The organism is Solwaraspora sp. WMMB762, from assembly GCF_049179115.1.
Lineage (GTDB): Bacteria > Actinomycetota > Actinomycetes > Mycobacteriales > Micromonosporaceae > Micromonospora_E.
Map to the genome: position 1 here is coordinate 5,106,274 of NZ_JBMHMD010000001.1, position 26,275 is coordinate 5,132,548.

The 26,275-nt window shown below is 72.3% G+C and carries 14 protein-coding genes; 9 read left to right on the plus strand and 5 right to left on the minus strand.

The features are described 5' to 3' along the window. Window positions 1-28 precede the first annotated feature (28 nt). Window positions 29-1,180: a helix-turn-helix domain-containing protein gene (locus ACN27J_RS22835; RefSeq protein WP_421369374.1), complete on the minus strand. Its 1,152-nt coding sequence runs from the start codon at window positions 1,178-1,180 to the stop codon at window positions 29-31. Window positions 1,181-1,285: 105 nt separating this feature from the next. Here ACN27J_RS22835 and ACN27J_RS22840 point away from each other — a divergent pair, with 105 nt between their 5' ends. After that, the gene (locus tag ACN27J_RS22840) at window positions 1,286-3,754 is read left to right on the plus strand and encodes a helix-turn-helix domain-containing protein (protein WP_421369376.1); all 2,469 of its coding nucleotides are present in this window, start codon (window positions 1,286-1,288) and stop codon (window positions 3,752-3,754) included. A gap of 166 nt (window positions 3,755-3,920) precedes the next feature. Next, complete coding sequence (locus ACN27J_RS22845) at window positions 3,921-4,961, plus strand: hypothetical protein (RefSeq protein ID WP_421369378.1); 1,041 nt, start codon at window positions 3,921-3,923, stop codon at window positions 4,959-4,961. A gap of 35 nt (window positions 4,962-4,996) precedes the next feature. Here ACN27J_RS22845 and ACN27J_RS22850 read toward each other — a convergent pair whose 3' ends face one another. The 3 genes from ACN27J_RS22850 to ACN27J_RS22860 form a co-directional block, all read right to left on the minus strand. Further along, on the minus strand, window positions 4,997-5,692 hold the full coding sequence (locus tag ACN27J_RS22850; RefSeq protein ID WP_421369380.1) for a response regulator transcription factor: 696 nt from the start codon (window positions 5,690-5,692) through the stop codon (window positions 4,997-4,999). Between the two features lie 153 nt (window positions 5,693-5,845). Beyond that, window positions 5,846-6,436, minus strand: a complete 591-nt coding sequence (locus ACN27J_RS22855; protein ID WP_421369381.1) for a response regulator transcription factor — start codon at window positions 6,434-6,436, stop codon at window positions 5,846-5,848. Next, entirely contained in the window at window positions 6,423-8,438 is a 2,016-nt protein-coding gene (locus ACN27J_RS22860) for a right-handed parallel beta-helix repeat-containing protein (protein ID WP_421369383.1), read from the minus strand. Before ACN27J_RS22860 ends, ACN27J_RS22855 begins: the two co-directional genes overlap by 14 nt. 156 nt (window positions 8,439-8,594) lie before the next feature. Here ACN27J_RS22860 and ACN27J_RS22865 point away from each other — a divergent pair, with 156 nt between their 5' ends. The 3 genes from ACN27J_RS22865 to ACN27J_RS22875 are packed head-to-tail and all read left to right on the plus strand — an operon-like array spanning window position 8,595 to window position 10,676. After that, window positions 8,595-8,921 carry a WXG100 family type VII secretion target gene (locus ACN27J_RS22865; RefSeq protein ID WP_421369385.1) on the plus strand — a complete coding sequence of 109 codons (327 nt, stop codon included), beginning with the start codon at window positions 8,595-8,597 and terminating at the stop codon, window positions 8,919-8,921. A gap of 19 nt (window positions 8,922-8,940) precedes the next feature. Further along, window positions 8,941-9,252 carry a WXG100 family type VII secretion target gene (locus ACN27J_RS22870; protein ID WP_278173242.1) on the plus strand — a complete coding sequence of 104 codons (312 nt, stop codon included), beginning with the start codon at window positions 8,941-8,943 and terminating at the stop codon, window positions 9,250-9,252. Continuing rightward, a complete protein-coding gene (locus tag ACN27J_RS22875) occupies window positions 9,237-10,676 on the plus strand; it encodes an EsaB/YukD family protein (protein ID WP_421369387.1) in 1,440 nt (479 codons plus the stop codon). Before ACN27J_RS22870 ends, ACN27J_RS22875 begins: the two co-directional genes overlap by 16 nt. Before the next feature lie 27 nt (window positions 10,677-10,703). Here the strand turns inward: ACN27J_RS22875 and ACN27J_RS22880 are convergent, their stop codons facing one another. Beyond that, window positions 10,704-11,309: a hypothetical protein gene (locus ACN27J_RS22880; protein WP_421369389.1), complete on the minus strand. Its 606-nt coding sequence runs from the start codon at window positions 11,307-11,309 to the stop codon at window positions 10,704-10,706. Window positions 11,310-11,492: 183 nt separating this feature from the next. Here ACN27J_RS22880 and ACN27J_RS22885 point away from each other — a divergent pair, with 183 nt between their 5' ends. Genes ACN27J_RS22885 through ACN27J_RS22900 form a run of 4 tightly spaced genes read left to right on the plus strand, consistent with a single transcriptional unit; the run spans window position 11,493 to window position 26,224 of the window. Next, window positions 11,493-11,789 (plus strand): WXG100 family type VII secretion target, encoded by a 297-nt coding sequence (locus ACN27J_RS22885; protein WP_421369391.1) that lies wholly within the window; start codon window positions 11,493-11,495, stop codon window positions 11,787-11,789. Between the two features lies 1 nt (window position 11,790). Then, the gene (locus ACN27J_RS22890) at window positions 11,791-12,276 is read left to right on the plus strand and encodes a WXG100 family type VII secretion target (protein WP_421369393.1); all 486 of its coding nucleotides are present in this window, start codon (window positions 11,791-11,793) and stop codon (window positions 12,274-12,276) included. A gap of 23 nt (window positions 12,277-12,299) precedes the next feature. After that, the gene (eccCa, locus tag ACN27J_RS22895) at window positions 12,300-16,382 is read left to right on the plus strand and encodes a type VII secretion protein EccCa (RefSeq protein WP_421369394.1); all 4,083 of its coding nucleotides are present in this window, start codon (window positions 12,300-12,302) and stop codon (window positions 16,380-16,382) included. A 23-nt stretch (window positions 16,383-16,405) separates the two neighbouring features. Next, the gene (locus tag ACN27J_RS22900; RefSeq protein ID WP_421369395.1) at window positions 16,406-26,224 is read left to right on the plus strand and encodes a hypothetical protein; all 9,819 of its coding nucleotides are present in this window, start codon (window positions 16,406-16,408) and stop codon (window positions 26,222-26,224) included. The last annotated feature ends 51 nt before the right edge of the window (window positions 26,225-26,275 follow it).

Below are 26,275 nucleotides of genomic sequence, written 5' to 3' on the forward strand. Positions count from 1 at the left end.
GTGGCACCGGCCCTGGAACATTCGGGCCTCACTGCTGCCGGTCCGGGTGCCGCCGCAACCGCAGGCAGGTGTCGCGCCACAGCTCGACGGTCTCCTCCTGCCGCAGCCGGGCGGCGGCGTGCCGGCGCACCGTCGGGCAGAGGCGGAAGCTGCCCGGCTGTGGGGCGTCGGTCAGCAGCCCCGCCTCGATCAGCCCGTCCAGGGCGTGGGCGGTCGCGGCCGGGCCGAGATCGGTCAGCAGTTCGGCCACCGTCGCCGGGTGGTCACCGGGGCGCAGCAGCGCCAGCCGGCGGAACAGCTGCCGTTGCGCGGCCGGCAACCGCAGGTACGCGGTGTCGGAGCCGGCGGGACCACCGGTGGCCACGGCGGTCGGCGGCGACTCCAGCGGGCACCAGCGGGCCCCGAAGAGGCCGGCGAGCCCGCTGCGGCTCGTCACGATCGTCAGCCACCCCGCCGACGCCGGTAGCACCGGGCGGACCTGCTCCTCGGCGTACGCGTCGTCCAGCACCAGGATCCCGCGCCGACCGGACATGACCGACCGCAGCAGCGTCGCACGTTCCAGGACCGGCAGTGGTGCCCGGTGCTCCGGGACCCCGAACGCGCGGAGTAGACGGTCGATCGCCGTACCGACGGCCAGCGGCTGCCGGGACGTGCCGGCCAGGTCCAGCAGCAGCCCGTCGACGCCGTACCGTCGGCAGGCCCGGTGTGCCGCCGTCACCGCGACCTCCGTCTTGCCGGTGCCCGCCGGTCCGTACACCACGACGACGGTTGGCCCGGTCGTGGACGGTTCCGGTCCGACGGCCGCCGTCGCCAGCTCGCCGATCTGGCGCAGTTGGGATTCCCGCCCGTTACCGGGCGGTACCGTACCGGGCGGGGTCGGGTCGGGCAGTGCCAGCGGGTGGGCGGTCTCCGGCGGGCCGGCCGTCGACGCGGCCGCCGCCCGGGTGAGCTGGCCGGCCGCTGCGGCGCCGACGGACGTCGCCGCGCCGAGTACCGCCGCGATTCGTTCGACCGTCAGCGGTTGCGGGACGACCCGGCCGCGTTCCAGGTTGCCGACCGTGCGCGACGACAGTCCGGCGGCCTCGGCGAGGCGCTCCTGCGACAGTCCGGCCGAGCGCCGCAACGCCACGAGCAGCGTCGGCAAGTCCATCGGCGACGGCAGGTCGGTCGGTGTCGGCATACCTGATGATCGTTCAGTCCTGGTGATTCGGCTGTATGGCTGCCGAGTTGATGTCGGGTAACTTGTGCCCGCATGGTCAGCGTCGGCGCGGCGGAAGGCCGATCGATGAGCCTCGGGGCTGCGGACCCGGACGGTCCGGACGTCTTCGCGCTGCTGCTGCGACGGTACCGGCGGGCCGCCGGGTTGAGCCAGCAGCAGTTGGCGCAGGCTGCCGGGCTCGGCGTGCGGACGCTGCGGGACCTGGAACGCGGCCGGGTCGGCCGACCGCAGCGGGCCACCGTGACCGGGCTGGCCGAGGCGCTGCGGCTGCGGCCGGCCGAGGCGCAGCGGCTACGCCGGTCGGTCTCGTCGGGCCAGCCGGTGTCGTCGGGCCAGCTCGTCGACGGCGATCCTGATCTTGAACCGATCGGGCTGACCACGCCGCCGAGGGTGCCGTTGCCGGCGGATCCGCCGGACTTCAGTGGGCGTGGCACCGAACTGGACCGGCTGGCCGGTCGGATGTCGCGGCCCGGGGCCGTGGTGGTGGTGCACGGTCCACCTGGGATCGGAAAGACCAGTGTGGTCGTACGGGCGGCGCGGGAACTGGCCGCCGCGTTGGCGGACGGGGCGTTCTTCGTCGACCTGCGGGGCACCGCGCGGCAGCCGGTGACGCCCCGCGCGGCGGTGGCGCAGCTGCTCGCCGATCTCGGCGTGGACCGACGTCGCCTCCCCAGCGGTCTGAACGAGCGGTTGGCGTTGTACGACGCGATGACGGCCGGCCGCAGCGGCGTACTGGTCCTCGACGATGCCCGCGACGCCGCGCAGGTGCGGCCGTTGCTGCCGACCGGCGGCGACTGGCGGGTGTTGATATCCAGTCGTCGGCAGCTGACCGACCTCACCGACACCGACTCGGCCGATGCCGGGTCGACGCGCGTCGAGCGGATCGCGCTCGGTGCGCTGCCCGGCCCCGACGCCCGCAAGCTGCTGACCGGAGTGGTCGGTCCGGCCCGGCTGGCCGCCGAGCCGGCGGCGGTCGACGAACTCGTCCGGATCTGCGGCGGCCTGCCGCTGGCGCTGCGGATCGCGGCGAGCCGGTTGGCGATCCGACCGCTGTGGACCGTCGGCGGTCTGTTGGACCGGTTGCGCGACAGCCGACGGCGGCTCGACGGGCTGTACGCCGGGGACGTCGAGGTCCGCGCCGCGTTCATGGTGTCGTACCGGCAACTCGAACCGGATCAGCAGACGGCGTTGCGCCGACTGGCACTGCTGCCGTGGCACGGCTACGACGTGACGACCGTGGCCGACCTGCTCGACACCGACACCGACAGCCGCAGCGACAGCCACACCGATCTCGACACCGACCGGGCGGCCACGGCGTTGGACGGGCTGGTCGAGGCGGGCCTGATCACCGGCAGCGGCGGTCGGTTCCGGTTGCACGACCTGCTGGTGGTGTTCGGGCAGGAACGCGCGGCGGACGAGGACAGCCCGGCGGATCAGCAGGCGGCCGTCGACCGGGTACGCACCGGGCTGCTCGCGGCGGTCGTCGCCGCCGGTGCCTGGTTCCCGTCGTACCAGGAGCCGCTGGACCGGCACCGGTTCCCCGCTGCCCGTACCCCGTTCGGGTCCGCGTCGGCCGCCCTCGACTGGTGCACCGCGCAGCGTCGGGCGATCACCTGGGCGTTGCGTCGCACGGCCCAGCACCAGCGCCACGCCGAGATCGTCACCGTGGTGGACGCGATCCGTGGCATCGCCAACCGTCACCACCATCTGGCCTCGTGGCGCGAAGTCTTCCAGGCTGCTGTGGACTCCGCCGTCGTGCTCGGCGACCCGGCGGCGGAAGCCCGGCACCGCGACTCCCTCGGCTTCGCGTTCAAGTACCAGGTGCGTCAACCAGGGCAGGCGTTGCCGGAGCACGAGCGGGCCCGGCAGCTGCACGCGGCGATCGGCGACCGGGTCGGGTACGCGTGGAGCACGCTCTACACCACCGGTGCGCTGCACCGCTGCGGCCGGCTCGCGGAGGCGCTCGACCGGGCCCGGCTCGCCGCGGAGCTGTTCGCCGCGCTGGGCGAGACGCAGGGGGCGGTGATCGCCAGCTACGCCATCGGCGACATCCAACGTGACCTGGGGCATCCGGAGCAGGCGGCGCGGACCCATCGCCGTGGGCTGGAACGGCTCGCCGAGCCGGCCGGCCGGGACCGGGTGAACGCCGGCATGTTCGGCTACCGGCTCGGTCTCGACCTGGCTGCGGTCGGGGACCTGCCGGGCGCGGCGCGGGTGCTCGAGCAGGCGTACGCGACGTTCGCCGCCGAGCATCATCCGACCGGGATCGCCGAATGTCTCGGCGCGCTCAGCGAGGTGCTGGCGCGACTCGGCCACCCGCGCGCGGTCGCGGTCGCCACCCGCGCCGTCGGCGTCTGCCACGAGCTGGGCGACGAGCTGCGGGAAGCCCAGGCCTGGTACGCGTTGGGCCTGGTGGCCCGCGCCGAGCAGCGCTCCGAGGACCAGCTGCGGTGCTTCGACCGGGCCCGGTCGCTGTGCGAGGGGTCGGCGGACCTGGAGGTATGCAGCCTGCTGGCGCGGCTCGCCCGGCAGTGACACCGGCACCTGGCACTGACACCCGGTTCTGCCGGTCGGTTTTCCTGTTCCGGTGCCCGGGGATCGGGTTCCATCCGAGGGTCGAGGCGATCACGTGCGTCGCGGTCGCCTGCGTCGAGTTCACGTGCGTCGAGACGTCGACGCCGACCGTGCCCGGAGGACAGCGATGCAGCTCGGCCAGCAACCGCCAGCCGGGGCGGCACCCACCGGCCACCTGCCGGCCGACCGTGCGCGGGCAGCGTTCGCCGACGCGGTCGCGACCCGGGTGCTGCACCGCGATCCGGCTGCCTCACCGGTGCGACGCGGGGCCGCCGCGTTGGTCGCGGTGCTGCTGACCCTGGTCGTCGTGGCTGTCGCCGGGTTCCTGGTGGAGTACCTGAGCAGCGGAAAAGGCACCGCGCGGGCGGCCGACGTACCAGGCGCCACCGCGCCGACCACCGACCCGGACAGCCCGGCCGGGCCGGCCGGATCCGAGAGTCCGGGCCAACCGGACGGGTCCGCCCCGACCGGCGGTCCGACGACGGCCGGCCGGCAGTCGGGTACGCCGACCGGCGCGCACCTGGCGCCGCCACCGGCCGGGACGCAGCCGACGACCGCCCCCGCCGTGGCGTCCGCGACCCGGACCACGCCACCGGCCACCACCGGCGAGAGCCGGTCGGTCGCGTCACAGCCGACGAGCGCGGCACGGCTGGCGGCCACCACGTACTCGGCGATCGCCGGTCCCGGCTGCTCCGGCAACAACGACGCGCACAACTGGTACAGCCAGGGGGTGTACCGCGACGGCACCGCCGGCTGGTACGACATCACCGGCGGCCACCGCGGCGACGGCTGTTCCGGGTCGGCGCTGGCGATGCCGATGTCCGGCAGTTCCACCGCGACCGGCCGCAACTACGTGGTCTGGTGGTTCGAGACAGCTCCGGTGGTCAACGGCACCTGCACCTTCTCGGTCCTCGTCCCGAACAGCGGCTCGGCGCGCGACGTCGCCGGCAACCCGGCGGTGTACAAGGTGCTCGGCGGTCGGACGTCGACGAGCCCGTACGCCCAGTTCTCGATCAACCAGACGGCGAACCGGGGACGGTGGGTCGGCACCGGGGCGGTGGCGGTCCGCAACGGTGCCATCTCGCTGCACCTGCAGGACTCCGGCCGGGACCCGAACGGTGAACACATCGGTGCCGCACAGGTCCGGGTGAACTGCACCGCCGGATAGCCCACCGGGCCGGTGGCCGGTCGTCTCGAACCGGGTCAGGAACCGGTGGCGGCCAGCTGCGCCGGTACGTAACCGAACTCGATCGCCCGCCTGGTCAGCTCGGCCTTGTTGCCCACGGCGAGTTTGGTCCGGATCCGCTTCACGTAGGTGTCGACGGTGGCGGCGGTCAGCCCCAGCTCCCGGGCGGCCTGTGCGTGGGTGAGACCCCGGGCGATCAGCCGTAGGGTCTGCACCTCCCGGGGAGCGAGCGCCGGAAGCTGCCGGCTTTCGGCGGCTGCCGAGCCGGTCCGGGCCGGCGCTGCCCGGACCGGCTCGGCTGGCGCCCACTGCAGGCCCCGTCCGAGGTGGATTCCGCCGGACACGACGGCGTCCAGGGCGATGCGCATCTCGGCCGGGTCGGTCGCCCCCGCGACGAGCACCGAGCGGGCGCCGCACCGGATCGCGGCCAGCGCCGAGCTCATCGCCGTCGCCGACGCCACCACCAGGGTGGGCCACCGGTCGCAGATCCGGCGCAGCTGTGCCGGGGGCAGGTCGACGCCGAGCACCGCCACCGCCGGCCGGCGCGGCGCGGAGGTGTCGGGCACCGTACCGGTGAGCAGGTCCTGGACCTGGCAGCGCAGCGTGAGGTCGCGGATCCGGTGGGCCTCGGAGAGCAGGAAGCGTACGCCCATGCCGGCCAGCGGATCCCGGACGAGGGCGATGACGTCGTACGGGACCGGTTCGACGGTCAACGCGTCCTCCCGAGCGGCGCTCCGCCGGGGCGCCTGCTGGTTGCCCGGTTGCGGCGACCCGCCGCCGGTACGCCACCCACCTGGCAATCCAACCGGCCGGCGGGGGTCGGCGACAGGAAATCGCACCGGCAGAACCGGGCCGACGAGGCGTGCTCAGCGCTCGGCGGGGGCGGCCTGCGCGTACCCCAACTCGATCGCGCGCCGGGTGAGGTCGGCCTTGTTGACCGCGTCGAGTTTGCGGCGCAGTCGCTTCGCGTACGTGTGGACGGTCGCCTCGGTGACGCCGATGCGCCGAGCCACCTGCCGGTGGGTCAGGCCCTGGGTGATGCCCTGCAGGACCTCGAGTTCCCGGTAGGTCAACGGGATCCGGTCCGGTGGTGCCGGCTCGTCGACGGAGGCGACAAACCGGTCGACCAGTCCGGCCGAGACGTACCGGCCTCCGGCGGCGGCCGCCACCATCGCCAGGTCGAGATCGGGTACGGGGTCGCCGGCGGCGACCAGCGCACGCACGCCCGCCCGCAGCAGTCCCACCAGGTCCACCGGTTCGTCGGCCGGGACGGCCAGGACCACGCAGCGGTTTCCGGCTGCTGCGGCCACGGCGGCGTACCGGGCGGCGGGCAGCGACGCCCAGTCGAGCAGCAGCACCAGCCGCGGCGTCGTCGGCTCCGTGGCCGGGTCGGCGGGCATCGCGCGGTTGTCGGGCGTGGCCGGCTCGGCGGGAGCGGGTCGGTCAGTCAGCGTCATCGGGCACGTCCTGCGGTCGAAGGTCGGTCAGCTCGTCCTCGCTCGCCCCGGGGGTCGTGGCGACGCGTAGCGCGTGGCGTTCGGTCATCCGCTGGAACACGTGCCGGGCGGCCCGGCCGTTGCCGAACCCGTCGACCCGGGGGAGCCGGTCGAACAGTGCGGTCAGGGTGTCCCGGGTGGAGCCGGTGAGCCGGTAGCGGTGCTGCTCGGCCTGGGCTTCGACGATGCGGACCAGCTCGGCCGACCGGTAGTCGGGGAACCGCAGCGTACGGGTGAACCGCGACGCCAGGCCCGGGTTCGAGGCGACGAACCGGGCCATGTCGTCGGGGTAGCCGGCGGCGATGACGACGACGTCTTCGCGGTGGTCCTCCATCAGTTTGACCAGGGTGGCGACCGCTTCGGCACCGAAGTCCGCGCCCTGCCCGGTCGGCGCCAGCGCGTACGCCTCGTCGATGAACAGCACGCCGCCGCGGGCCCGTTGGAAGACGCCGGTGGTCTTCGGCGCGGTGTGTCCGACATATTCGCCGACCAGGTCGCTGCGGCTGGCCTCGACCAGATGCCCCCGGGTGAGCAGGCCCAGCGCGTGCAGGATCCGGCCGTACAGGCGGGCCACGGTGGTCTTGCCGGTCCCCGGGTTGCCGGCGAAGACCAGATGCCGGCTCAGCGGTGGCGGCGGCAGCCCGGCGTCGCGCCGCAACCGGACCAGCCGCATGACGGTGACCAGGGCGCCGACGTCGCGCTTGACGTCGTCGAGTCCGATGAGCTGGTCGAGTTGGTGCAGCAGCCGGGCCACCGCATCGGCTGGGTCGGCCGGGGCGTCGGCCGGCGCTGCGGACACCGGCCTGGTCGGTGGTTGACCACTGCGTGGACCCGGGTCGGGGCAGCGCAGCACCGCCCACGGTCCGCCGTGGACGCTGCCGTGCAGCGTCGGGCCGGCGAGCACCGTGGTGCACCCGTCGCCGACCTGCACGGCGACGCCGCCGGTGCCGGTGATCGCGCCGCCGCGCAGCAGCGGCCGGTGCGCGGTGTCGACGATCAGGCCGGTGCCGCCGGCGATCGTCGCGCCGTCGGCGGTCAGGTCGCCCCGGTCGGCGACGTGCACACCGGCCAGCCGGGCACCGTCGATTCGTCCACCGGTCAGCTGCGCCGTCGCGGTGTCGACCACCGCCACCCCGTGCTCGCCGCTGCCGGTCAGTTCGCAGCCGGCCAGTTCGGCGCGGGCCTGTCCGCCGACGTGCACGGTGCTGTAGCCGGACCCGGTGGCGACGACCCCGGTCATCGTGATCCGGGCCCGCCCGGTCAGGTATGCGGCGTTGCCCTGCGCGTCGACGAGCCGACCTGCGGTGACGGTCAGTCGGGCGTCGTCGCGGGCCGCCACCGCCGAGTCCCGTACCCCGGTGAGGACACAGTCGTCGAGCCGTACCTGCGCGGTGCCGGTGGCCAGCACCCCGGCGCCGGTGCTGCCGTCGATCCGGCTGCCGGTGACGTCGACCTGGCCGCCGACGACCCGCAGCCCGCACCCGCCGACCCCGGTCAGTACGCAGTCGGTGACCGTGACGGTGGCGTCGTCGGTCACCTGGAGTCCGTCGCCGGCGACCTGCCGGATGGTCACCCGACGCAGCGTCGCCGTCGTGGTGCCGGTGACCATCACGCCGGCACCGACGACCGTGCAGTCCTCCAGGAGCGCGTGGCCCTGGTCGAGCAGCACGGCGGCGGTGTGCCCGTCCGGCGTACCCGGGTGGGTCGGCGGCGCCTCGAACACCACCCCGCGGATGGCCACCGTCGCGCCGATCACCAGCACCGGGGCGACCGGCGTGACGATCCGGACGGACCCCGGTTCGCCCTCGGCGACCAGGGTGACGGCCCGGTCGAGGACCAGCGCCTCCCGGTAGCGGCCGGCCCGGATCGTGACGGTGCCGCCGACATCGGCCGCCCGTAGGGCGGCACCGACGCTGCGGTGCACGCCCCAGCCGTGCGTCGCTACCCGGAGGCGTGTGGTCATCAGGGACGATTGTCGGCGGTGCCTGGCCTGGCGCACTACGTCCCTGTTCTGGCCGCCCACCCCGATGTCGGGGTTTCGGTGACTGGTGGTGCCCCATGCAGACCGGACACGATGACGGATGCCAGGTGGCGGACGCGTGATGAGGTAGGTGAACTGATGGTGCCCGACTACGGTGTAACCCCGTTGCAGGTGCAGGCCGGCGCACAGAGCGCCGCGGCGATCGCCGACGAGATCTCCGTCGGGCTCGATCAACTGCGGCAGTACGTGGCGTCGCTGCGCGGCGCATGGGAAGGCGTGGCGCAGGTGAGTTTCGACGAGCTGATGCAACGGTGGGCGGTCGACGCCCAGAACCTGCACAACGCGTTGGTGGGGATCTCCAACGGGCTGAACACCACCTACCAGAACTACGTGAGCAGCGAGACGGCCAACAACCAGTCGGTGCAGCAGGTGCTCGCGTCCATGCCGCCGGCCCGGCTCGGCTGACGACGGCAAGGAGTGATCGATGAGCATCGACAGTAGTTTTCTGCGGGTCACCTCGGCGCAGGAGACCGCCGGTAGCTACGTGCTGTCCCGGTCCGCCGAGATGGAGGAACGGCTCTCCCAGTTGAAGACCCAGCTCGCCGAGTTGGAGTCGATCTGGACCGGTGAGGCCCGGGAGCACTACTTCGAGCTGCGGAACCAGTGGAGTGTGGCCGCCGCTGACCTGTTCGGACCGACCGGGGTGCTCGGCATGGTCGGCCACGCGCTGAACACCTGCTGGGACAACTACACCGGGGCGGAGGAGAGCAACCGGGCGACGTGGCGGTCGTCGTGACGCCGACCACCGCCGGCACCGGTGTCGGTGCCGGTGCCAGCACCGGTGTCGGTGCCGCGACGGGACACCGGTGCCCGGTCACCGTGGTCGGTGCCCGCCGCCGGGTGGACCTCGCTCTGCCGGTGGAGGTGCCGGTCGGTGAGTACCTCGGGCTGATCCTCGACCTGTGTGAGCAGCCCACCACCGGCGCCCACCCGCAGGTGTGGTCGCTGGCCCCGCTGGGGCGTCGGCCACTGCCGCTGGACGCCCCGCTCGCCGACTGCGCACCGACCGAGGGCATGGTGCTGTACCTGGTCGACGTGGCCGCCGACGAGGACCACGAGCCGCAGGTGACCGACATCGACGAGGTCGTCGCCGAAGCCACCGACGAGTTGGGGCGGCGGCGGTGGAACCAGCGGGCGGCAGCCGCGACCCTGGTGGCGGCGGGTGTCGGGTGGCTGGTGGCGACGATCGGATTGGCGACGATCGGACTGGCAACGATCGGGCCTGCGGCGTCCGGACCGGCCACGTCCGGGTCGGGTCGGCCCGTCGGGGTCGAACTGCTCGCCGTCGTCGTCGGGCTGGCCGTACCAGGGCTGGTCGCCCTCGCCCGGCGGCGCGGCTGGCCGTTGCCGGAGCCGCTGCTGGCCGGCCTGGCCCTGACCGCCCCGCTCGCGCTGGGCTGCGCCGGGGCGATGGCCCTGGGCAGCGTGTCGGGGGCGGCGGTGGCGGCCAGCGTCGGCGGTCTGCTGGCGTTCGCGGCGGTGCCGTCGGCCGGGACGCTGGCGGTGGCGTTGTGGATCGCCGTCGCCGCCGGATGCGCCGTACCGCTGGTCGTGCTGCGGCCCTCGGGTGCCGGCCTGCTGGCGGTGGTGGCGCTGGTCGGTTTCGCGATGCTGGTCGCCGCCGCGCCGGCCGCCAGCCGGCTGGCCATGTTCGGGCAGGGACGCCCCGGGTCGGTGCCGGCTGACGACCCGGTGACGGTCACCGCGGCGGTACGCCGGGCGTACCGGATCCTGGCCGGGTGGACGGTGGCTGCGGCGCTGCTCACCGCGACCGGTCTGGTCGGGGTGGCCCGCTCGTCGGACTGGGCGGCCTGGCTGCTGGTCGGCGCGTTGGCGTTGGCGTTGGCGTTGCGTGCGGTCAGCCACGAGTTCGCGGTGGAGGCGGCGTCGACGCTCGCCGCCGCCGTGGCCGGCCTGGTGACCCTGACCTTGACCGTCGCGGCCCGGTGGCCGGTCGCGGTCGGGGTGGGCGTGCTGGTGGCGCTGACCCTGGTGGGCTGCGGTGGCTGGCTGGCGTCGCGGTCGCCGCTGACGGACCGCCGACCCCGGTGGCTGCTGGGCGCCTCGACGCTGTTCGTGGCGGTGGCGCTGGTCGCGGCGCTGACGATCTGGGGGGCGGTCGGCGTGATGCTCGACCTGGGCCGGTCGATCGCGTCCTGACCAGCCCAGGTCAGCAGGCCGCGAGCGTCAGCCGGAGTCGAACCGGGAGTGGTCGTCGGCGGTCGCGTACCCGTCGCCGGTGGCCTCCAACGCCTGCACGTACGCGCCGAACAGTTGCAGCGTCTTCGCGAAGTCGTCCAGCGCCTGCGCCATGTACGGGCGAATCGCGTTGGCGAACTCGATCGCGTCGGCCTGCAGGCTGTCCGGCACGTCCTGCCGGATGTAGTACTGCTGGTGCGGTGCCCCGGGGTTGTCCTGCACGATCTCGTCATGGGTCTCGGTCTGCCCGAAGACGGTGTCCTGAGTCGTCGCTACCCGGTTGCGTAGCTCTTCGTACCGGCTGGTGAGGTCCCGGACGGCGGTGAGCAGGGAACCTTCGACGGCGGCCAGCCCGGCCAGTGACACGGACAGCTGGGCGTAGGTCGCGGTCCGGCCGTCGACGTCGGCCTGGCCGGAGGCTTCCGACGATTCGCCGGGCTCGTAGGAGATCGAGAAGCCCGGGTCGACGGTGACCGAGTCCGGGGTGATCTGCTCCGGCGGCGGCGCGGAGTCGCCGCCGGCCGGGGCCGGTGGGGGCACCGGCAGGCCCGGGTCGCGGGTCTCGTCGCCCGGATTGTTGCTCGTCGTTCCCATGCCACCTCCCGGTCGTGCCGTCGGTTCCGGCGCAGCATCCCCTGAATCTGGCGACCACGGGAACGTCCATGTTCTGGGTACCGGGCCCGAAAGCGGAGCTGTCCGGGGCCTTGGCCGGCGACCTACGGTGACCGCATCCGGTGCCGCGTCACCCGGCGCGCGCGGGTGGGGAAAGGAGCCGGCATGCCGTTGATGTACTACGTCGACATGGACGCGGTGCGTGCCGCGATCACGACCATCAGGACCGAACGCGACACCGTTGACGAGCTGCTGACCGGCATCGAGGGCGCGTTGGACAGCGCCACCGCCGTCTGGTCCGGGCCGGCGGCGTCCACCTTCGCCGACCTGTCGCAGCAGCTGGTCGGCGCGAACACCGACCTGATCGACGCGATCGACGCGATCATCAGCCGGATGCAGACCACCCTCGACAACTATCAGCGGACGGAGACCGCGAACTACTACACCGTCGGGGGGACCTGACATGCCCCTGGCCGACAACCCGCTCGGGCCGAACCCGGTCTACAACACCAGCAGCATCTCCTGCGACATCACCACCCTGGCCGCCGACGGCCAGCAGGTGCTGGACGACGCCGGCCGGGTCGCGGGATGCCTGGAACGGATCGTCGGGGCGCTCAACGGCCTGTCCGAGGCGGGTGCCTGGCTGGGTCCGAGCGCGACCGACGCGCAGTTGCTGTTCGACAACTTCAACGCGGCGGCCAGTGAGCTGTTCAACGACGAACCACCCGGGTTGTTCGCGGTGATCGGGGTCAACCTGCGCCGGGCGGCGCTGAACTACGACGCCGCCGAGACCCAGATCGTCGCCATGTTCGACGCGTTCATCGACGTGGTCGGTGGCGGCTCCGGCCCGTCCGGTGGCCCGGATCCGTCCGGCGGCCCCGGCGGCGGCGACACCGCGCCGGGCGGCACCCCCAACCCCGTGACTCTCACCGAGGTGGCCCGGTCCTGAACCGGGCCGGACCGCAGGAAGCCATGTCGACGTCAGAATCCCCGCTCCCCGTCCGGCTGCTGCACCGGGCCGCGCGTACCGCCGGGCCGGCGTTGCCGCAGGGCCGGCTGACCGTGGCGGCCCCGCCCACCGACCCCGCCGGCAACGGCGGCATCGCGCTGATCACCCTGCTGTTGCCGCTGCTCAGCACGATCGCGATGGCCGGCTACATGATCACGCTCGGGCACCGGTGGATGGTGGTGGCCGGCATCGCGTTCATCGTGATCTCGATCGTGTCGACCTTCGGCATCCGGTACCAGATGAGCGCGCACGCCCGCCGCCAGCGGGCCCGCCAGCGGATCCGCTACCACGCGCATCTGACCGGGATCCGTCGCAGCGCCCGGGGGATCGCCGCCCAGCAACGCGCGGCGGTGCCGGTGACCCACCCGTCACCGCAGCGGCTGCTCGCCATCGCCTGGCACCGGCAACGGCTGTGGGAGCGTCGACCCACCGATCCGGACTTCCTCCGGATCCGGATCGGCCTCGGCACCGGGCCGCTGTGCGTGCCGGTGACCCTGTCGGCCAGAGCCGACCCGATGGCCGACACCGACCCGGACCTCACCGCGGCCGCCGAGGCGGTGGTCCACCAGGTCGGTACGGTCGGCCGCCAGCCCGGCGTGGTCGACCTGGGCCGGGCCGGTGTGGTCAGCGTGATCGGTCCGCCGGCGGCGGCCCGCGCGGTGGGCCGGGCGATGCTGTGCCAGACGGCGGCGTTGCACCCGCCGGAGGACGTCGCCGTGATGGTCTGCGCGCCGGACACCGTCCGGGACTGGGAGTGGGCGGTCTGGCTGCCGCACGTACGCACCGCCGGCCCCACCGGGCAGGTGGCCGACCTGCCGCCGACGGTCGCGCCGGTCGCCGTCGCCGACGACCTGTCCGCACTGGTCGGGCTGCTGCAGCTGTGGCTGGCCCGGCTCGCCGCCACCGACGAGCCGGTCCTGCTGACCCGGGCCGACGCCGACCCGGGCCGCCGGCTGGTGCTGCTGATCGACGGCTACGACCCGACCAGCGCATGGGTGCGCGAGCCGGTCCTCACCGAGCTGCTGGCCCGGGCCGGGAAGGCCAGCGGGGTGAGCGTGGTGTGCCTGGTGCCCAGCCCGTCGCACCAGCCACCCCGGGCCGACGTACGGGTCAGCGTCGACGACACCGGCCGGGTCACCCTCGCCGGCCGGTCGGAGCTGATCGTCGGGGTCGACGATCTGGTCGGCGACGCCCCGACCCCGGCCCTGGCGCGGTGCCTGGCCCGGGCCATGGCACCGCTGCGGCTGCGGCCGCCCCGGGCCGGCGACCTGGTCGACTCGCTGTCGGTGCCGGAACTGTTGGGCCTGTCCCGTGACGAGGTGGTCGGCACCGGCCGCTGGTTGCCGGCCGGCAGCGACGAACTGCTGCGCGCACCGATCGGCATCGACAGCGACGGCCGGCCGGTGGTGCTCGACCTGAAGGAGTCGGCGCAGGGCGGTGTCGGCCCGCACGGGCTGGTGATCGGCGCGACCGGGTCCGGCAAGAGCGAACTGCTGCGTACCCTGCTGGTGGGGTTGGCCATGACCCACCCGCCGGACCTGCTCAGCTTCGTGCTCGTCGACTTCAAGGGCGGGGCCACCTTCGCCAACGCCGTCGACCTGCCGCACGTCGCCGGTCTGATCACCAACCTGGCCGACGACATGGCGCTGGTGGACCGGGTCAGAGCGGCGCTCGTCGGGGAACAGCAGCGTCGGCAGCGGCTGCTGCGCGACGCCGGCAACGTCGACTCGGTACGCGAGTACCAGGTGCGCCGCGCGGCCGGCGGTACGGACGTCGACGGTGCCCCGCTGCCGGCCCTGCCGTACCTGCTGGTGATCGTGGACGAGTTCGGTGAGCTGCTCACCGGGCGGCCCGACTTCATCGACCTGTTCGTGCAGATCGGTCGGGTGGGCCGCAGCCTCGGGATCCATCTGCTGCTGGCCAGCCAGCGGCTCGACGAGGGTCGGCTGCGTGGCCTGGAGTCGCACCTGTCGTACCGGATCGGGTTGCGGACGTTCAGCGCCGCCGAGAGCCGGGCGGTGCTCGGCACCGCCGACGCGTACCTGCTGCCGCCGCTGCCCGGCTCGGCGTATCTGAAGGTCGACGAGTCGGCGTACCGCCGGTTCCGGGTCTCGCACGTCTCCGGTCCGGCCTGGCCGGTGGTCCGGCCGGCCGCGCCGGTCCAGCTCGTCCCAGTGCCGTTCGGCCCGGTCAGCCGCGACGCGCCGTACCCCGACGGCCGGGCCGACGGCGCTGGCGGGCCGACTGTCGACGGCGGGCCGGAACCCGTCGACGGGCTGCCCGAGGCCGACGCCATCGGACCGTCGACACTGGATCTGGTGACGACCGCGTTGGCGCAGGCCGACGCGGTAGCCCACCAGGTGTGGCTGCCGCCGCTGCCACCGGCGATCGCCCTCGGATCCGTGCTCGGCCCGGTGGGCGAGGTGCCGGAACGCGGGCTGCAGGCCGAGAGCTGGCCGTGGCTCGGCGGGCTGCGGGTGCCGCTCGGCGTCCTCGACGAGCCGGCCACCCAGCAGCAGTCCCCGATGCTGGTCGACTTCGGTGCGGCCGGGAACCTCGCCGTGGTCGGCGCCCCGCAGACCGGCAAGAGCACCCTGCTGCGCACCACGGTGCTGGCATTGATGCTGACCCACACCCCGGACGAGGCCCAGTTCGCCTGCGTCGACCTCGGCGGTGGTGGCCTGCGGACGCTCGCCGCCGCCCCGCACGTCGCCGGGGTCGCCGGCCGCCGCGACGTGGAGCTGGCCCGCCGGATCCTGCTGGACACCCGGCGGCTCGTCGACGAACGGGAACGGATCTTTGCCGACCTAGGCGTCGACTCGGCCGGCCGCTGGCGGCAGCTGCGGGCCAGCGGCGGCCTGCCCGGCGACGTACGCGCCGCCGACGTGTTCCTGGTGCTGGACAACTGGCCCGCCATCCGGGCCGAGTTCGACCTGGCCGACGAAGTCGTCGTGGACGTCGCGGCGCGCGGACTCGGCGTCGGGGTGCACGTCCTGGTGACCGCGAACCGCTGGTTCGACATCCGGTCCAACCTGCGCGACAGCCTCGCCGGCCGGCTCGAACTGCGGCTCAACGACCCGGCGGAGAGCGAGATCAGCCGGCCGGCGGCCCGGTCGCTCGGTGACGTCGTCGCCGGCCGGGGTCTGGCCCCACCCGGCGTGCCGTACCAGGCGTTGCTGCCCCGGGTCGACGACGCCGACACCGTCGACGCCCTGACCGAGGCGGTCGACGAGGTGGTCGGCAAACTTGCTGCCGGCTGGAGCGGACCGGCCGCCCCCGAAGTACGGGTCCTGCCGCGCCGGCTGGCCGCGGCGCAACTGCCGGTCGACACCGCCGCTGCCGGCGTACCGATCGGCGGCGTACCGATCGGGCTCGACGAGGTCGGCCTCGCTCCGGTCCACCTCGACCTGATCGGTGACGATCCGCATCTGGTGGTGCTCGGCGACTCCGGCACCGGCAAGACCCAGCTGCTGCGGACCTGGATGGCGGCGATGGCCCGCCGCTACACGGCGTGGGAGATCCGGTTCGTCGTGATCGACTACCGGCGGACCCTGCTGGGCGCGGTGCCCGAGGACTACCTGGGTGCCTACGCCGCCGATCCGACCGCCGCCGCCGAGTACGTCGGGCAGGTCGACGGCAAGCTCGCCGAACGCATGCCGCCGCCCGGCCTGACCGGCCAGGACCTGGCCCGCCGGGACTGGTGGCAGGGGCCGCAGCTGTTCGTCGTGGTCGACGACCACGACCTGGTCGGCGGCGGCAGCTCGCCGTTGTCGCCGCTGGTCGACCGGCTGCCGCACGGGCCCGACCTCGGATTCCACGTGGTGCTCGCCCGGCGCGTCACCGGCAGCTCCCGGGGGTTCGCGGTCGATCAGCTGCTCGCCCGGTTGCGGGAGCAGCAGCCGGCCGCGTTGATCCTGCCCGGGGACAGTCGTGAAGGGGTGCTGTTCGGCGGCCACAGGGCCGAGAACGGGCCACCGGGCCGGGGTCGGCTGCTGCGCCGGGCGCACCCCGACACGGTGATCCAGGTGGCGATCGAGGAGGCCTGAGGTGCCGATGACGGAGGTGCGGCGTGCCGATCTTTCCAACTGAGATCGACGACCAGCAGATCCAGAGCCTCGGCAACGCGTTCGTCGCCCTGGGCAACGACCTGTACCGGCAGGCCAGCGGGATCACCGGCCCGCTCGGCGAGGCCGCCTGGCAGGGCACCGGCCGCGACCGGGCGGTGCAGGCCTGGGACGGGATCGTCACCAACACGGTGGTGCCGGTGGCCAACGAGATGATCGCGATCGGGCAGGCGATCCAGGATTTCGCCCAGGCGGTCCGGGAGGCGCGGGCCGAACAGGAACAGATGCGGACCATCGAGATCATCGTCGGCGTGATCGGGGTGGTGCTGACGCCGCTGACGTTCGCCATCGGGCCACTGTTCACCGCCATCACCCGGGCCGTCTCCGTACTGCTGTCCAGCCTGGTGCGGGTCGTGGTGAACGTGTCGGTCAACTTCGGCCGGGCGTTGCGGATCGTCGCCGCCGGGATGCCGCGGATCACCACCGTGCAGGTGGGCGAGGGCCTGGCCGGGGCGTTGCAGGTCGCGGTCCGCAACGGTGCCACCGTGGTGCCGCCGGCGGTCCGGACCCCGGCGCAGGTGGCGAATGCGGCGGTACGCTCCAGCCAGGCCGTCATCCGGCCGACGGCGGAGGTCATCTCCAACGTCGGCATCAACATGGCGGTGGACCTCGGCCCCGATGCGATCGTCAAGACGGCGTACGGGGTGCCGTACCACGCCGATCCGGCCGTGATCGGCATCTCGGCGGCGATGGGCCTGTCGGGTGCCGTACCGGGTGTGCACGACATGGTCCCGGCCACCTCCCGCCCAGGGCCCGTCACCGGGCTGCCCGCGTCGGTCGGCCCGCCCCTGCCGGTGCCGGCGCAGTCGGTACCGAACGCGCCGGTGATCGGATCGGTCACGTCGCCGCCGCCGAAGGTGGATCTGGGCATCACCACCGGCGGCGTCGCAACGCCGGCGAACCTGGGGACCGCCCCGAAGACCTCGGCGAGTGTCGTCCCCGGCCCGGTCGTACCGGACAACTCCCCGCGCACCTCGGTGAGCAGCCTCGACCGGACGACGTCGACCTCGTCGGTTCCGGCCCGGCCGTCGACGATCGCGGATCCGCCTCAGCAGGTACCGTCGCAGTCGACGTCGCACGCACCGGCGCAGTCGGGGCAGACATCGCAGTCGACGTCGCAGTCGCAGCCGTCGCAGTCGCAGCCGCCGCAATCGTCGCAGTCGGGACAGACGTCGCAGCCGGGGCAGACGCCCTCGCCGCAGCCACAGTCGGTGTCCAAGCCGGATCCGGTGCCTCCGGCGGTGCGGGACGCGGGCACCGTCCAGTCGCAGCCGGCCGTGACACCGCCGCCGCAGCCGTCGCCACAGTCGCAGGCACAACTGTGGGGTCCACAGTTGACTCCAGAGGCCCGGCTTGCCCTGGACCGCGAGTACGGATACCTGCTGGACCGCGCGGAACTGCTCAGCCCGCATCCCGACCAGCGCGGGCAGGACGGCCGCAGCTGGGCCGAGCGCGCCGACGGCCGCAAGGTCCTCGGCGTCACTGACGCCGAGTGGCTTGGCCTGAACCGGTTGCTGGCCGAGTCCCGGCTGAACCCCTTCGAGGATCACCGCGCCAACATCCAGCAACGGCTGCACGATCTCGACCTGGACAGTGCCGACCTGGCCGCGTACCAGAAGGGTCTGGAACGCGGGGTGCGCCCCAGCGAGCTGCTGAAAATCAACGCGCAACGCCAGAACGATCTGGGCATCTCCGAACCGCTGACCCAGCAGGAGGCGAAGCTCGCCCTGCACCCCGACGCGGGGGAACGGCAGGCCGCGAACCTGATCGACCGTCGGCGGGACCAACCGTTCCCGGACCTCGACCGGTGGCGCGACCGGGAACTGCCCGCACACGTACGGGACCGGCTCGGCGCCGGGCAGGAGCACATCACCACGGTGGGGCAACTGCTCGACGGCGGCGACAACCCGTACCCGTCACCGGCACAGCTGTGGGAGGCGACCAACAGCAAGGCACCCCTCGGGGTGCTGGAAAGCCCGGACGGTCTGCGCCACATCCAGGTCGAGCTGTTCAACCAGGCGTACGTCGACTGGCAGTCGGGCACCCCGAAGTCGGCGCTGTCCCCCCAAGGGTTGGCGACTGTCAACGCGCGCTGGGAGCAGACGGTGCGGGCCGCGTACCGCGAAGCCTTCGACGCCGGCAACGGGTCCCCGCTGGAACACCTGCTGGAGACCGTGGAGACGAACCGGGCGAGGTTGTACGACGCCTTCACCGCCGAGGCCAGCTTCGAACGTACCCTGAACCAGGCCCGGGGCGCGTTCGACGAGGTCGCGGCCTACTTTCCCGAGCTGGACGCGACCGCGCTGGATCGCGCCTGGAACGTGTTCAGGCAGGACTTCCGGGCGGTGTTCGAGGAGTCGCTGCCGACCAACTCCCGCCCTGAGGACATCACCACCGCGCCCTACCGTGACCTGCTCGACGTCGACAACCTGTCCGACCGCTTCATCGGCGAGATCAAGTCGAACCGGGCGGTGGTCGAGGCCCGCGACGGCTTCCAGCAGTTGGCGTACAACCGCGGCCTGTCCCGTGACGTGCTCGACCAGATCGGCGGCGACTACCGTGAGGACTTCGTCTACCTGGCCCGCGAGCAGCTGAACTCGGGCGGTCACAGCAAACTCTGGCTCAATCATGAGCAGGCCAACGGCGACGTGTTCTCGTCGTACACCACGAAAGCCGACGCCGACATGCGGGCTGCGGATGCCGCGAGGACCGACCGGTGGCGCGAGGAACTGCTGGCGGTCTGGCGCACGGTCCCCCAGCCGCCGGAGCCGACCACCGCCGCCACGGCGGGGCCGACCACCCGTACGGTGGGGTCGACCGCCGACACGGCGCGGTCGCTGCAGCAGACGCGCCTGGCCGACCCGCAGCCGTTGGACTGCCTGCCTCAGCTGCACAACGTCGACACCGGCCTGACCAAGGCCGGAGTGCTCGCGCCGAGGCCGAATGTGGTGCGCGACTCCGCCTACCTGGAGGCCGGGCCGGCGCAGCGGTTCGCGATCGACCACGGGCAACCCTGGCGGCAGGCAGGCAGCATCGAGCAGGTCGCCGACCTGTTGCGCGGCGTGCCGGGGTCCGTCGCGTACCTGACGGCCGGTCCGCCCAACGCGCCGTCGCACGCCTTCGCACTGGTCAACGACTCCTCGTCGGGGCTGGCGTTCGTCGACGTGACGGCTCCCGCCGAGCAGGACCCGGTGACCGCCTACGACAGCCGTACGCCGAGCCGAAACGCTCCGGTCGGGTTGGCCGATCTGCGGTTCATCGCCTTCACCCCGGACCGGGTTCCGCTGACCGGGCCGGACTTCGCTCACCACGACGGCGTCTCCGGACTGCTGTTGGCCCCACGCGACTACCGACCCGGCACCCTCGACCAGACCACCGAGACCCCAAAGAGTGCGGCGGAGTTGCGGCGGGATCTCCAGCGCCTGATCGATGAACGGGCCAGGCTGACCGGATCGTCGAGCGAGCCGATCTCCGAGGAGGCCGTTGCGCTGACGGCCGATATCAACCAGATCGAGCAGGAACTGCGGGCGATGGAGAACGCCGTTGCGGAGGCGGCCACCGCCGCTGAGCACACCGAGCACATCGAGCACATCGAACACGCCGAACACGCCGAGCAGGTGGAGCAGGAACTGCGGCGGCAGGACTGGAACACGATCTCCGACGGGCTGACGGTCAGCGTCGCCAAGGTGTTCGAATTCGACGGGTCGTTCGACAATGCGCCGACCTGGACGTTGCAGGTGCTGGACGTCGTGTTCGGCGGGCTGCGGGTCGGCGCGCCGGTACCACCGACGGCGGTGGTCTTCGCGGCGGTGGACCCGGAGTCCGGCACGGTCGTCGAGGCCGGCCGGGACGAGCCACGCCAGCTTCACGAACTCATCGAGCAAGAGGCCCCGGGCAACGGCGCCAACCTCGTCGTGCTGCTGGTGAACAACCCCGGCGAGCTCGCTCCGGCGGTACGCGACACGCTGCCGGAGGGCATCCGCGTGACGCAGCTGTCCGACGCGTTCAACGGGGGCCTGCGGTCCGTCGATCGGCGACACTGGCCCGAACTGGTGCAGCGGTACGTCGACTTCGCCGGCGAACGGCACGGGATCACGTTCGGGCCGCCGGCGCACGCCCAGCAGTTCGACGCCCTGGGCGACGGGCAGCTCGACTCCGGGCTGCGCGACCTCGGCGACTTCGCGGCCAGAATCGCCCGGGACACGCCGCTGTCGAAGTCGGTGGCTGCCAAGCTGGCCGACGACCTGACCGACGACCACTACCTGCGCAACCTGGCGAACAGCGGCGACGTCGTGTCGTCCGGCGGCAGGATGTACGAGATACGGCTGAAGCTGGGCCCGGCCGTCGCCAAGCCGGCGTTCAAGGCCGGCGAGGTCAACTTCGCCGTGCCGTACGGTGCACGCTCGGCGCCGAAGTCAGTCACCGCCGCCAGCCAGACCAGCTCGGCGTCGACCCCGGCGATCGGGCTGCCGCCGGAGACCGGCGTGGTGGCGGCCGTGACGGCGACCGCCGGGGTCACCACCAGCACCGGACAGTCGGTGACGACGATGGCGGAGTACGCCACCTCCATCAAGAGCTTCAAGGCACCCGGCTACTTCGACTATCCCGACCCCCAGATCACGGTGCGTCGTATCGGCGGTCCGCACGCCGCGACGTCGGTGCCGATCGGTAAGCAGATCACCGTCCGCTACCTGAAGGAGACCCTGGTCCCGGACCTGAGCGGGCTGCGCGCACCCGACGGTGAGCAGGACCATCTGTCGCCCGGCACCGTCACCGGCGACCTCGACGGTGCCTGGAAGAAGGTCGTCTCGGTCGACCTCAATGCCCTCAGATCGCAGTTGCTGGACCACTATCATTCGGACACCGCCGACGCCGACGGGGTGGTGCACCGGCGACGGGCCCGCCCCGATGTGCTGAGGTCCATTGCGGAGTTCGTCAGCGAACGCACTCTCACCCACCATCCGCGTGACCTCGCGTCCGGGGCGCTGCTGTTGTCCGTACCACACACGCTCGACGGCCGGTCCCGCACCGACCAGTTGGCGCTGACGCTGACCTCGCAGGACGCCAGCGCCTCGGCGCACACCTGGGCGATCGACCGGCTGTCGAACACGATCCTGCGGTTGGATTCGCTGGGCGGTACGAAGACGGCTGGCAAGGACGGCAACGGCAGCAGCGCCCAACTGGCGGTCTTCGCCGGCGCCGGGTTCGGGATCAACGAGGTGACCGATCCACCGACCGGGGAGGACGTCGAGACTCCGGGGCGCGCCACCGTGCGGGGCACCGTCGGCGGCGGAACCACGAAGACGGTGAACGTCAGCGACGCCGGTCAGTACGCGCAGAAGGCGGTGGTGGAACGGACAACCGACGCGCTGCTGATGAACAGGACGCTGGTCGCCACGGTGGTCGTCACCCCCGAGATCGGCGCCACGCAGACGTTCACCGGGCCGGCCCGTACGTTCCTTTCCGCCGCCCGCGACGAGGCCGGTAGCACGAGCGCCCTGACCCCGCTGACGTTCCTGACCCCGGCGCAGACCGGAATCCAGCAGCCGTTCACCGTGCTGCCGATGGTCACCGGTATCACCAAGGTGGAGCAGGTGTTTCCCGCGGTGATGGATTCGGTGCGGGAGGCGCTCGACGAGTTCCCCAACGGTACCGCCGTGTCACCGGTGCAGCTGGCCGCCATGGAGCGCCACTTCGCGACCCACTTCTCCGGCAGCGCCCTGCTTACCGGGCACGGCAAGGCGGTCGACGGCAGCCTGCAGGCGTCGTACGAACTCGACACGTTTCTGGTGCATGTCGAGTTCTGGATCGAGCAGGAGGGAGCCGCCACCGACCAGTCCCTGTTCGGCGTCGCCGGATCGCCCCGGTCCGACGACAAGCTCACCATCGACTCGTCGGCCAAGTACGGCGGAAAGTTGGTCACCCGTACCGGCGTGACCACCAGTCAGCAGGTCGGCGTCGACGGTGCGGTCGTCGGTCGGAAGAAGTTCGGTTCGGGCCCCGAGTGGCTGGTCCAGGGCGGGCTCAGCGCCGGCACCGACTTCGCCTTCAGCCAGGTGATGTCCGACAGCGCCACGCTCGGCCACCGGGGCAATCGGCGGATCAAGTTGACCGGCGCGGGGGTGCGCGGCCGGCACGGCGCGGTCCTGCACGTCGAGACGCTGGTGCTCGACCTGGCGGGCGTTGAGGACCCGCAGTTGACGGCGAAGTCGATCGACTCCGCCGTCACGACGACCGGGCGGCTCGACAGCGACCAGGTCGACGCCCTGCCGCAGCTCGGTACCCTCGACCTGGCTGATCCCGGTCCGGAGGTGAAGCTGCCACCGGGCTCGACTCCGCTGACCCCGCCGCAGACCGCCGGGGTGGCGGCGGCCATCGGCGAACTGCTCGGCTACCCCGACGAGATCGACGTCACGCAGATCGACCGGGACACGATCATCACCGGCGTGCGGGTGGCGAACCTGTACGGGCCGGCGAACGCGATGAGCCCGTCCGGCACCACCTACCTGGGCCTGTTCACCGCCGCCGACGGTTCGGTGCGGTACCTGACCGTCCAACGTCGGCTCTACCAGGCACGTCCGGTGGACATCCTGCGCGACCCGGTCAAGGCGTTGACTGACGCGGGTCTGCAGCGGGGCTCCCAGTTCAGTGGCGGACCGGAGAACGTCAAGGACGTCAACAGCAGTCTCGACACGTCTGCGGCGTACAAGATCAAGTGGAACTGGCGGCTGCTCGCGTCCCTCGGCCTGCGAGGTGAGCAGGACGGCACCGCCGTCGGACTGGCCGGCAGCTACGGCGGCCAGTTGGGGTTCACGCTCTGGGACCATTCGTCCGGCCACGGCATCAACGGCGTGAACCGTCGGTCCGCGAAGGACAGCACCGCCAGCGACCTGTACCAGTTCCACACCGTCCTCGAGGTGCGGGCGACCCGGGAGGGCGCCGACGCAACGATGGTGACCGAGTCGAAGCTCGTCGCGGCCGGGTCGATGACCGCCGTCCTGCCGCGTACCGAGACGCTGCGCTTCCCCGACCGGTTCAACCTGCCCGCGCCGGCGCTCACCGGCACGGTCACCGAGGCACTCGCCGGCCAGTTCGTGGCGAGCAGCCATACAGCGACCACCACGACCCGGCGTCATCTCCCGCCGACGGTCGCCTCCGGGCAGTCGCTCGATCTCGCCGACGTGGTGGAGCTGAGCAACGGCGACGACGTGCTGCCGGCGGTGCTGACCCTGCTGCCTCATGCCACCGACACCAGCGAGGCGTGGAGCGTCGTCGCCAGACGGCAGGACAAACTGGCCATGCTGCTGGGGGCCGACGCCCTGCTCGGCCTGGCCCCGTACCTCGGTGCGAACGGTGCCCTGGAACTGCTGCTGCCGCGCAGGACCTGGTACGGGTGGACCGTCGACGTGGTCACGGTGACGGCCAGGATGGGCCGGGGGACCCACATCGGCAGTCTGCCGGCCAAGGAGAAGTCGGACACCTACCACCAGGGCGGCACCCAGCGCGAGGACCGGCGTGGCCGCGGCTTCGAGTGGAGCCGTGGCGGCAACCTGACGCTCCCCGCCAAGGACGACACGATCGGGGTGACCGCCCGGCTGTTCGGCATGGCATCGAGCCGGAACAAGGTGCGGACCGTGGCGGTGTCGGAGTCCGACCGCCAGCAGGAACGCTTCAAGATCGATGACAGGGCGCTCAAGGCGGACACCGACACCCGCAAGTACGTCGGGTTCGAGGAGTACACCCACCCGTGGGCCTTCACTGTCCGGATCGCCACGGTGTCCAGCCCTCCTCAGCTGCTGCTCTGGATGACTCTCGGACAGGCCAGCCTCATCGCCACCTGGTGGGCGCGACAACGACCCCAACCAGCTCAGACCCGTAGGTTGCCCGGAACGATACGACTGCACTACCCGACCGCGCTGACCTTCGACACCCCGATGCTGCCAGTCGGCAGCGCGCTGACGGAGGTCGTCGTCTACCGGGACCGCCGGCCGGCGGACCTGCCGCCGTACTACGACCTGTCCGCGCAGCAGCTCGACACCGTCGAGGGCAACGTCAAGTCGAAGGTGCTGCTCAACGACCTCACCGTCGACAGGTCGATGCTGGCGGCAGCCATCCGAGGGGTGCAGAACGCGGCGTTCCGGCACGCCGACCGGCTGCCCCATCCGCCGTACTGGCTGGCTCCGGGCACCCAGGGCCACCTGGCCACGCAGGTCGTCCCGGCGGTGCTGCTCGGGCTCGGCGACCGCATCCTGCAACCCGGCGGGGTCAGGATCCCCGGTCTGACCCACCTGCTGATCGCCGACCCGGCGGTCCAGTTGCTGCCGCACAAGTTGACGTACCTCTACTCGGTCAAGTTCACCAACGAGAGCATGCGGGAACTCGGCGACGAGACGGAGACCAGCACCACCGTCACCAACAGCCGTGATCAGGAGTTTCTGCAGACCAAACTGGCGTCGAGCACGGACCGGCCCGACCCGCTCACGGTGTCCAGGACAGTCGAACACACCCACGAGGACAAGACCGAGGGGTACGTCTACCTGGTCAGCCGCGGCACTTTCCGGATCACGGGGACGCACAACGTCCACCAGCCGATGACGATCGACCTGACGGTCAGCAACGCGGCGGTGATCACCGTGACCGCGGCTGCGGCCAAGGCGCTGAAGCTGCCCGAGGCCGTAGCGCCGGCCGAGCTGACCGGGCCGCCGCCGCAACTGCACACCACGGCCCTGCATGGCGGTGAGATCCTGGTCGTCGAGTCCACCCGGGCCAGCGCGTTGCCCGCGCTCGACCCGGGCACGCTGTCGCGCCATCCGAGCGTCACCACCGTCGTGGTCGACATCGACGCGACCGGCAGGGTCCATCTGGGCGACGAGGCCATCGACAACGTGGCGACGTTGGCGGCACAGATTCGGCATACCGTCGGCTGGGACCGCCGGGACATTCTGCTGCTGCCGAAACATCCAGCGGAGCTGTCCGGCGCCAGCGGGGCGGCGCACCTGCGCAAGCTCGCCCGGGACCTGCACCGGGCGCTTGGCGTGCACGTGGTCGTGCCGACGAGGGCTACCTTCGACAGACCCGGGCGGATCTGGCGGTGGTACCGCGACGACCGCGCGGCCTGGTACAAGGCGGACCACGTCGCCCACATGCAGGAACTGCTCGGCGGACCTCCGCCCCCGCCCGTCGACGATGTCGAGGTGGTGCCTGAGCCAGTTGTCGAGCCGGATGTCGAGCCGATCGAGACGTCCGTCGTGGCAGCGGCGGAGGTTGTTGCTGAACCGGAGGTTGAGCCGGTTGAGCCGGTTGTCGTGGTGGCACCGGAGGTTGTCGAGCAACTGCCGGACCATACGTCGTCAACCAACCAGGCGTTCCTCGACTCTCCGCGGTCGGCGGTGTTGGCGTCTCCGGAGGCAACGGCCAGCACGGTCCCGCCGGCTGCGACGGCCCGCCTGGCCGAGCCGGTCCGGCAGGACCTGGCGAACCAAGCCGCCCTGGACAGCATGGATGAGAGCATCGCAAGTGTGGCAATCGAGCGGACCGCCGTACTGGCGGAGCAGATGTTCGGCAGCCTCGACCAGGTCGAGACCAGCCGGCTGTGGACGGTGGTCAAGCTGGTCGCCATCCAGCTACAGGTCAGCGACGATGACCCGCAACGGATCACTGCCGACCGTATGGCCACCGTGGTGCGGACGCTGTTGAACCTCAACGCCGACCGGTCGATTGAGGAACATCACTGGGTGTTGATGGACGGGTTGGTCCGTTGCTGAACCATCCTCGCCCGCTACGGGCCACCTCGCGCAGAGCGTGGTGTCGACGAG

What these genes read in the sequence shown, in the direction of transcription:
- ACN27J_RS22880 (WP_421369389.1), bottom strand. Translation starts at nt 11,309, where the DNA reads ATGGGAACGACGAGCAACAATCCGGGCGACGAGACCCGCGACCCGGGC.
- ACN27J_RS22865 (WP_421369385.1), top strand. Translation starts at nt 8,595, where the DNA reads ATGGTGCCCGACTACGGTGTAACCCCGTTGCAGGTGCAGGCCGGCGCA.
- ACN27J_RS22845 (WP_421369378.1), top strand. Translation starts at nt 3,921, where the DNA reads ATGCAGCTCGGCCAGCAACCGCCAGCCGGGGCGGCACCCACCGGCCAC.
- ACN27J_RS22870 (WP_278173242.1), top strand. Translation starts at nt 8,941, where the DNA reads ATGAGCATCGACAGTAGTTTTCTGCGGGTCACCTCGGCGCAGGAGACC.
- ACN27J_RS22890 (WP_421369393.1), top strand. Translation starts at nt 11,791, where the DNA reads ATGCCCCTGGCCGACAACCCGCTCGGGCCGAACCCGGTCTACAACACC.
- ACN27J_RS22855 (WP_421369381.1), bottom strand. Translation starts at nt 6,436, where the DNA reads ATGACGCTGACTGACCGACCCGCTCCCGCCGAGCCGGCCACGCCCGAC.
- ACN27J_RS22885 (WP_421369391.1), top strand. Translation starts at nt 11,493, where the DNA reads ATGCCGTTGATGTACTACGTCGACATGGACGCGGTGCGTGCCGCGATC.
- eccCa (WP_421369394.1), top strand. Translation starts at nt 12,300, where the DNA reads ATGTCGACGTCAGAATCCCCGCTCCCCGTCCGGCTGCTGCACCGGGCC.
- ACN27J_RS22835 (WP_421369374.1), bottom strand. Translation starts at nt 1,180, where the DNA reads ATGCCGACACCGACCGACCTGCCGTCGCCGATGGACTTGCCGACGCTG.
- ACN27J_RS22840 (WP_421369376.1), top strand. Translation starts at nt 1,286, where the DNA reads ATGAGCCTCGGGGCTGCGGACCCGGACGGTCCGGACGTCTTCGCGCTG.
- ACN27J_RS22860 (WP_421369383.1), bottom strand. Translation starts at nt 8,438, where the DNA reads ATGACCACACGCCTCCGGGTAGCGACGCACGGCTGGGGCGTGCACCGC.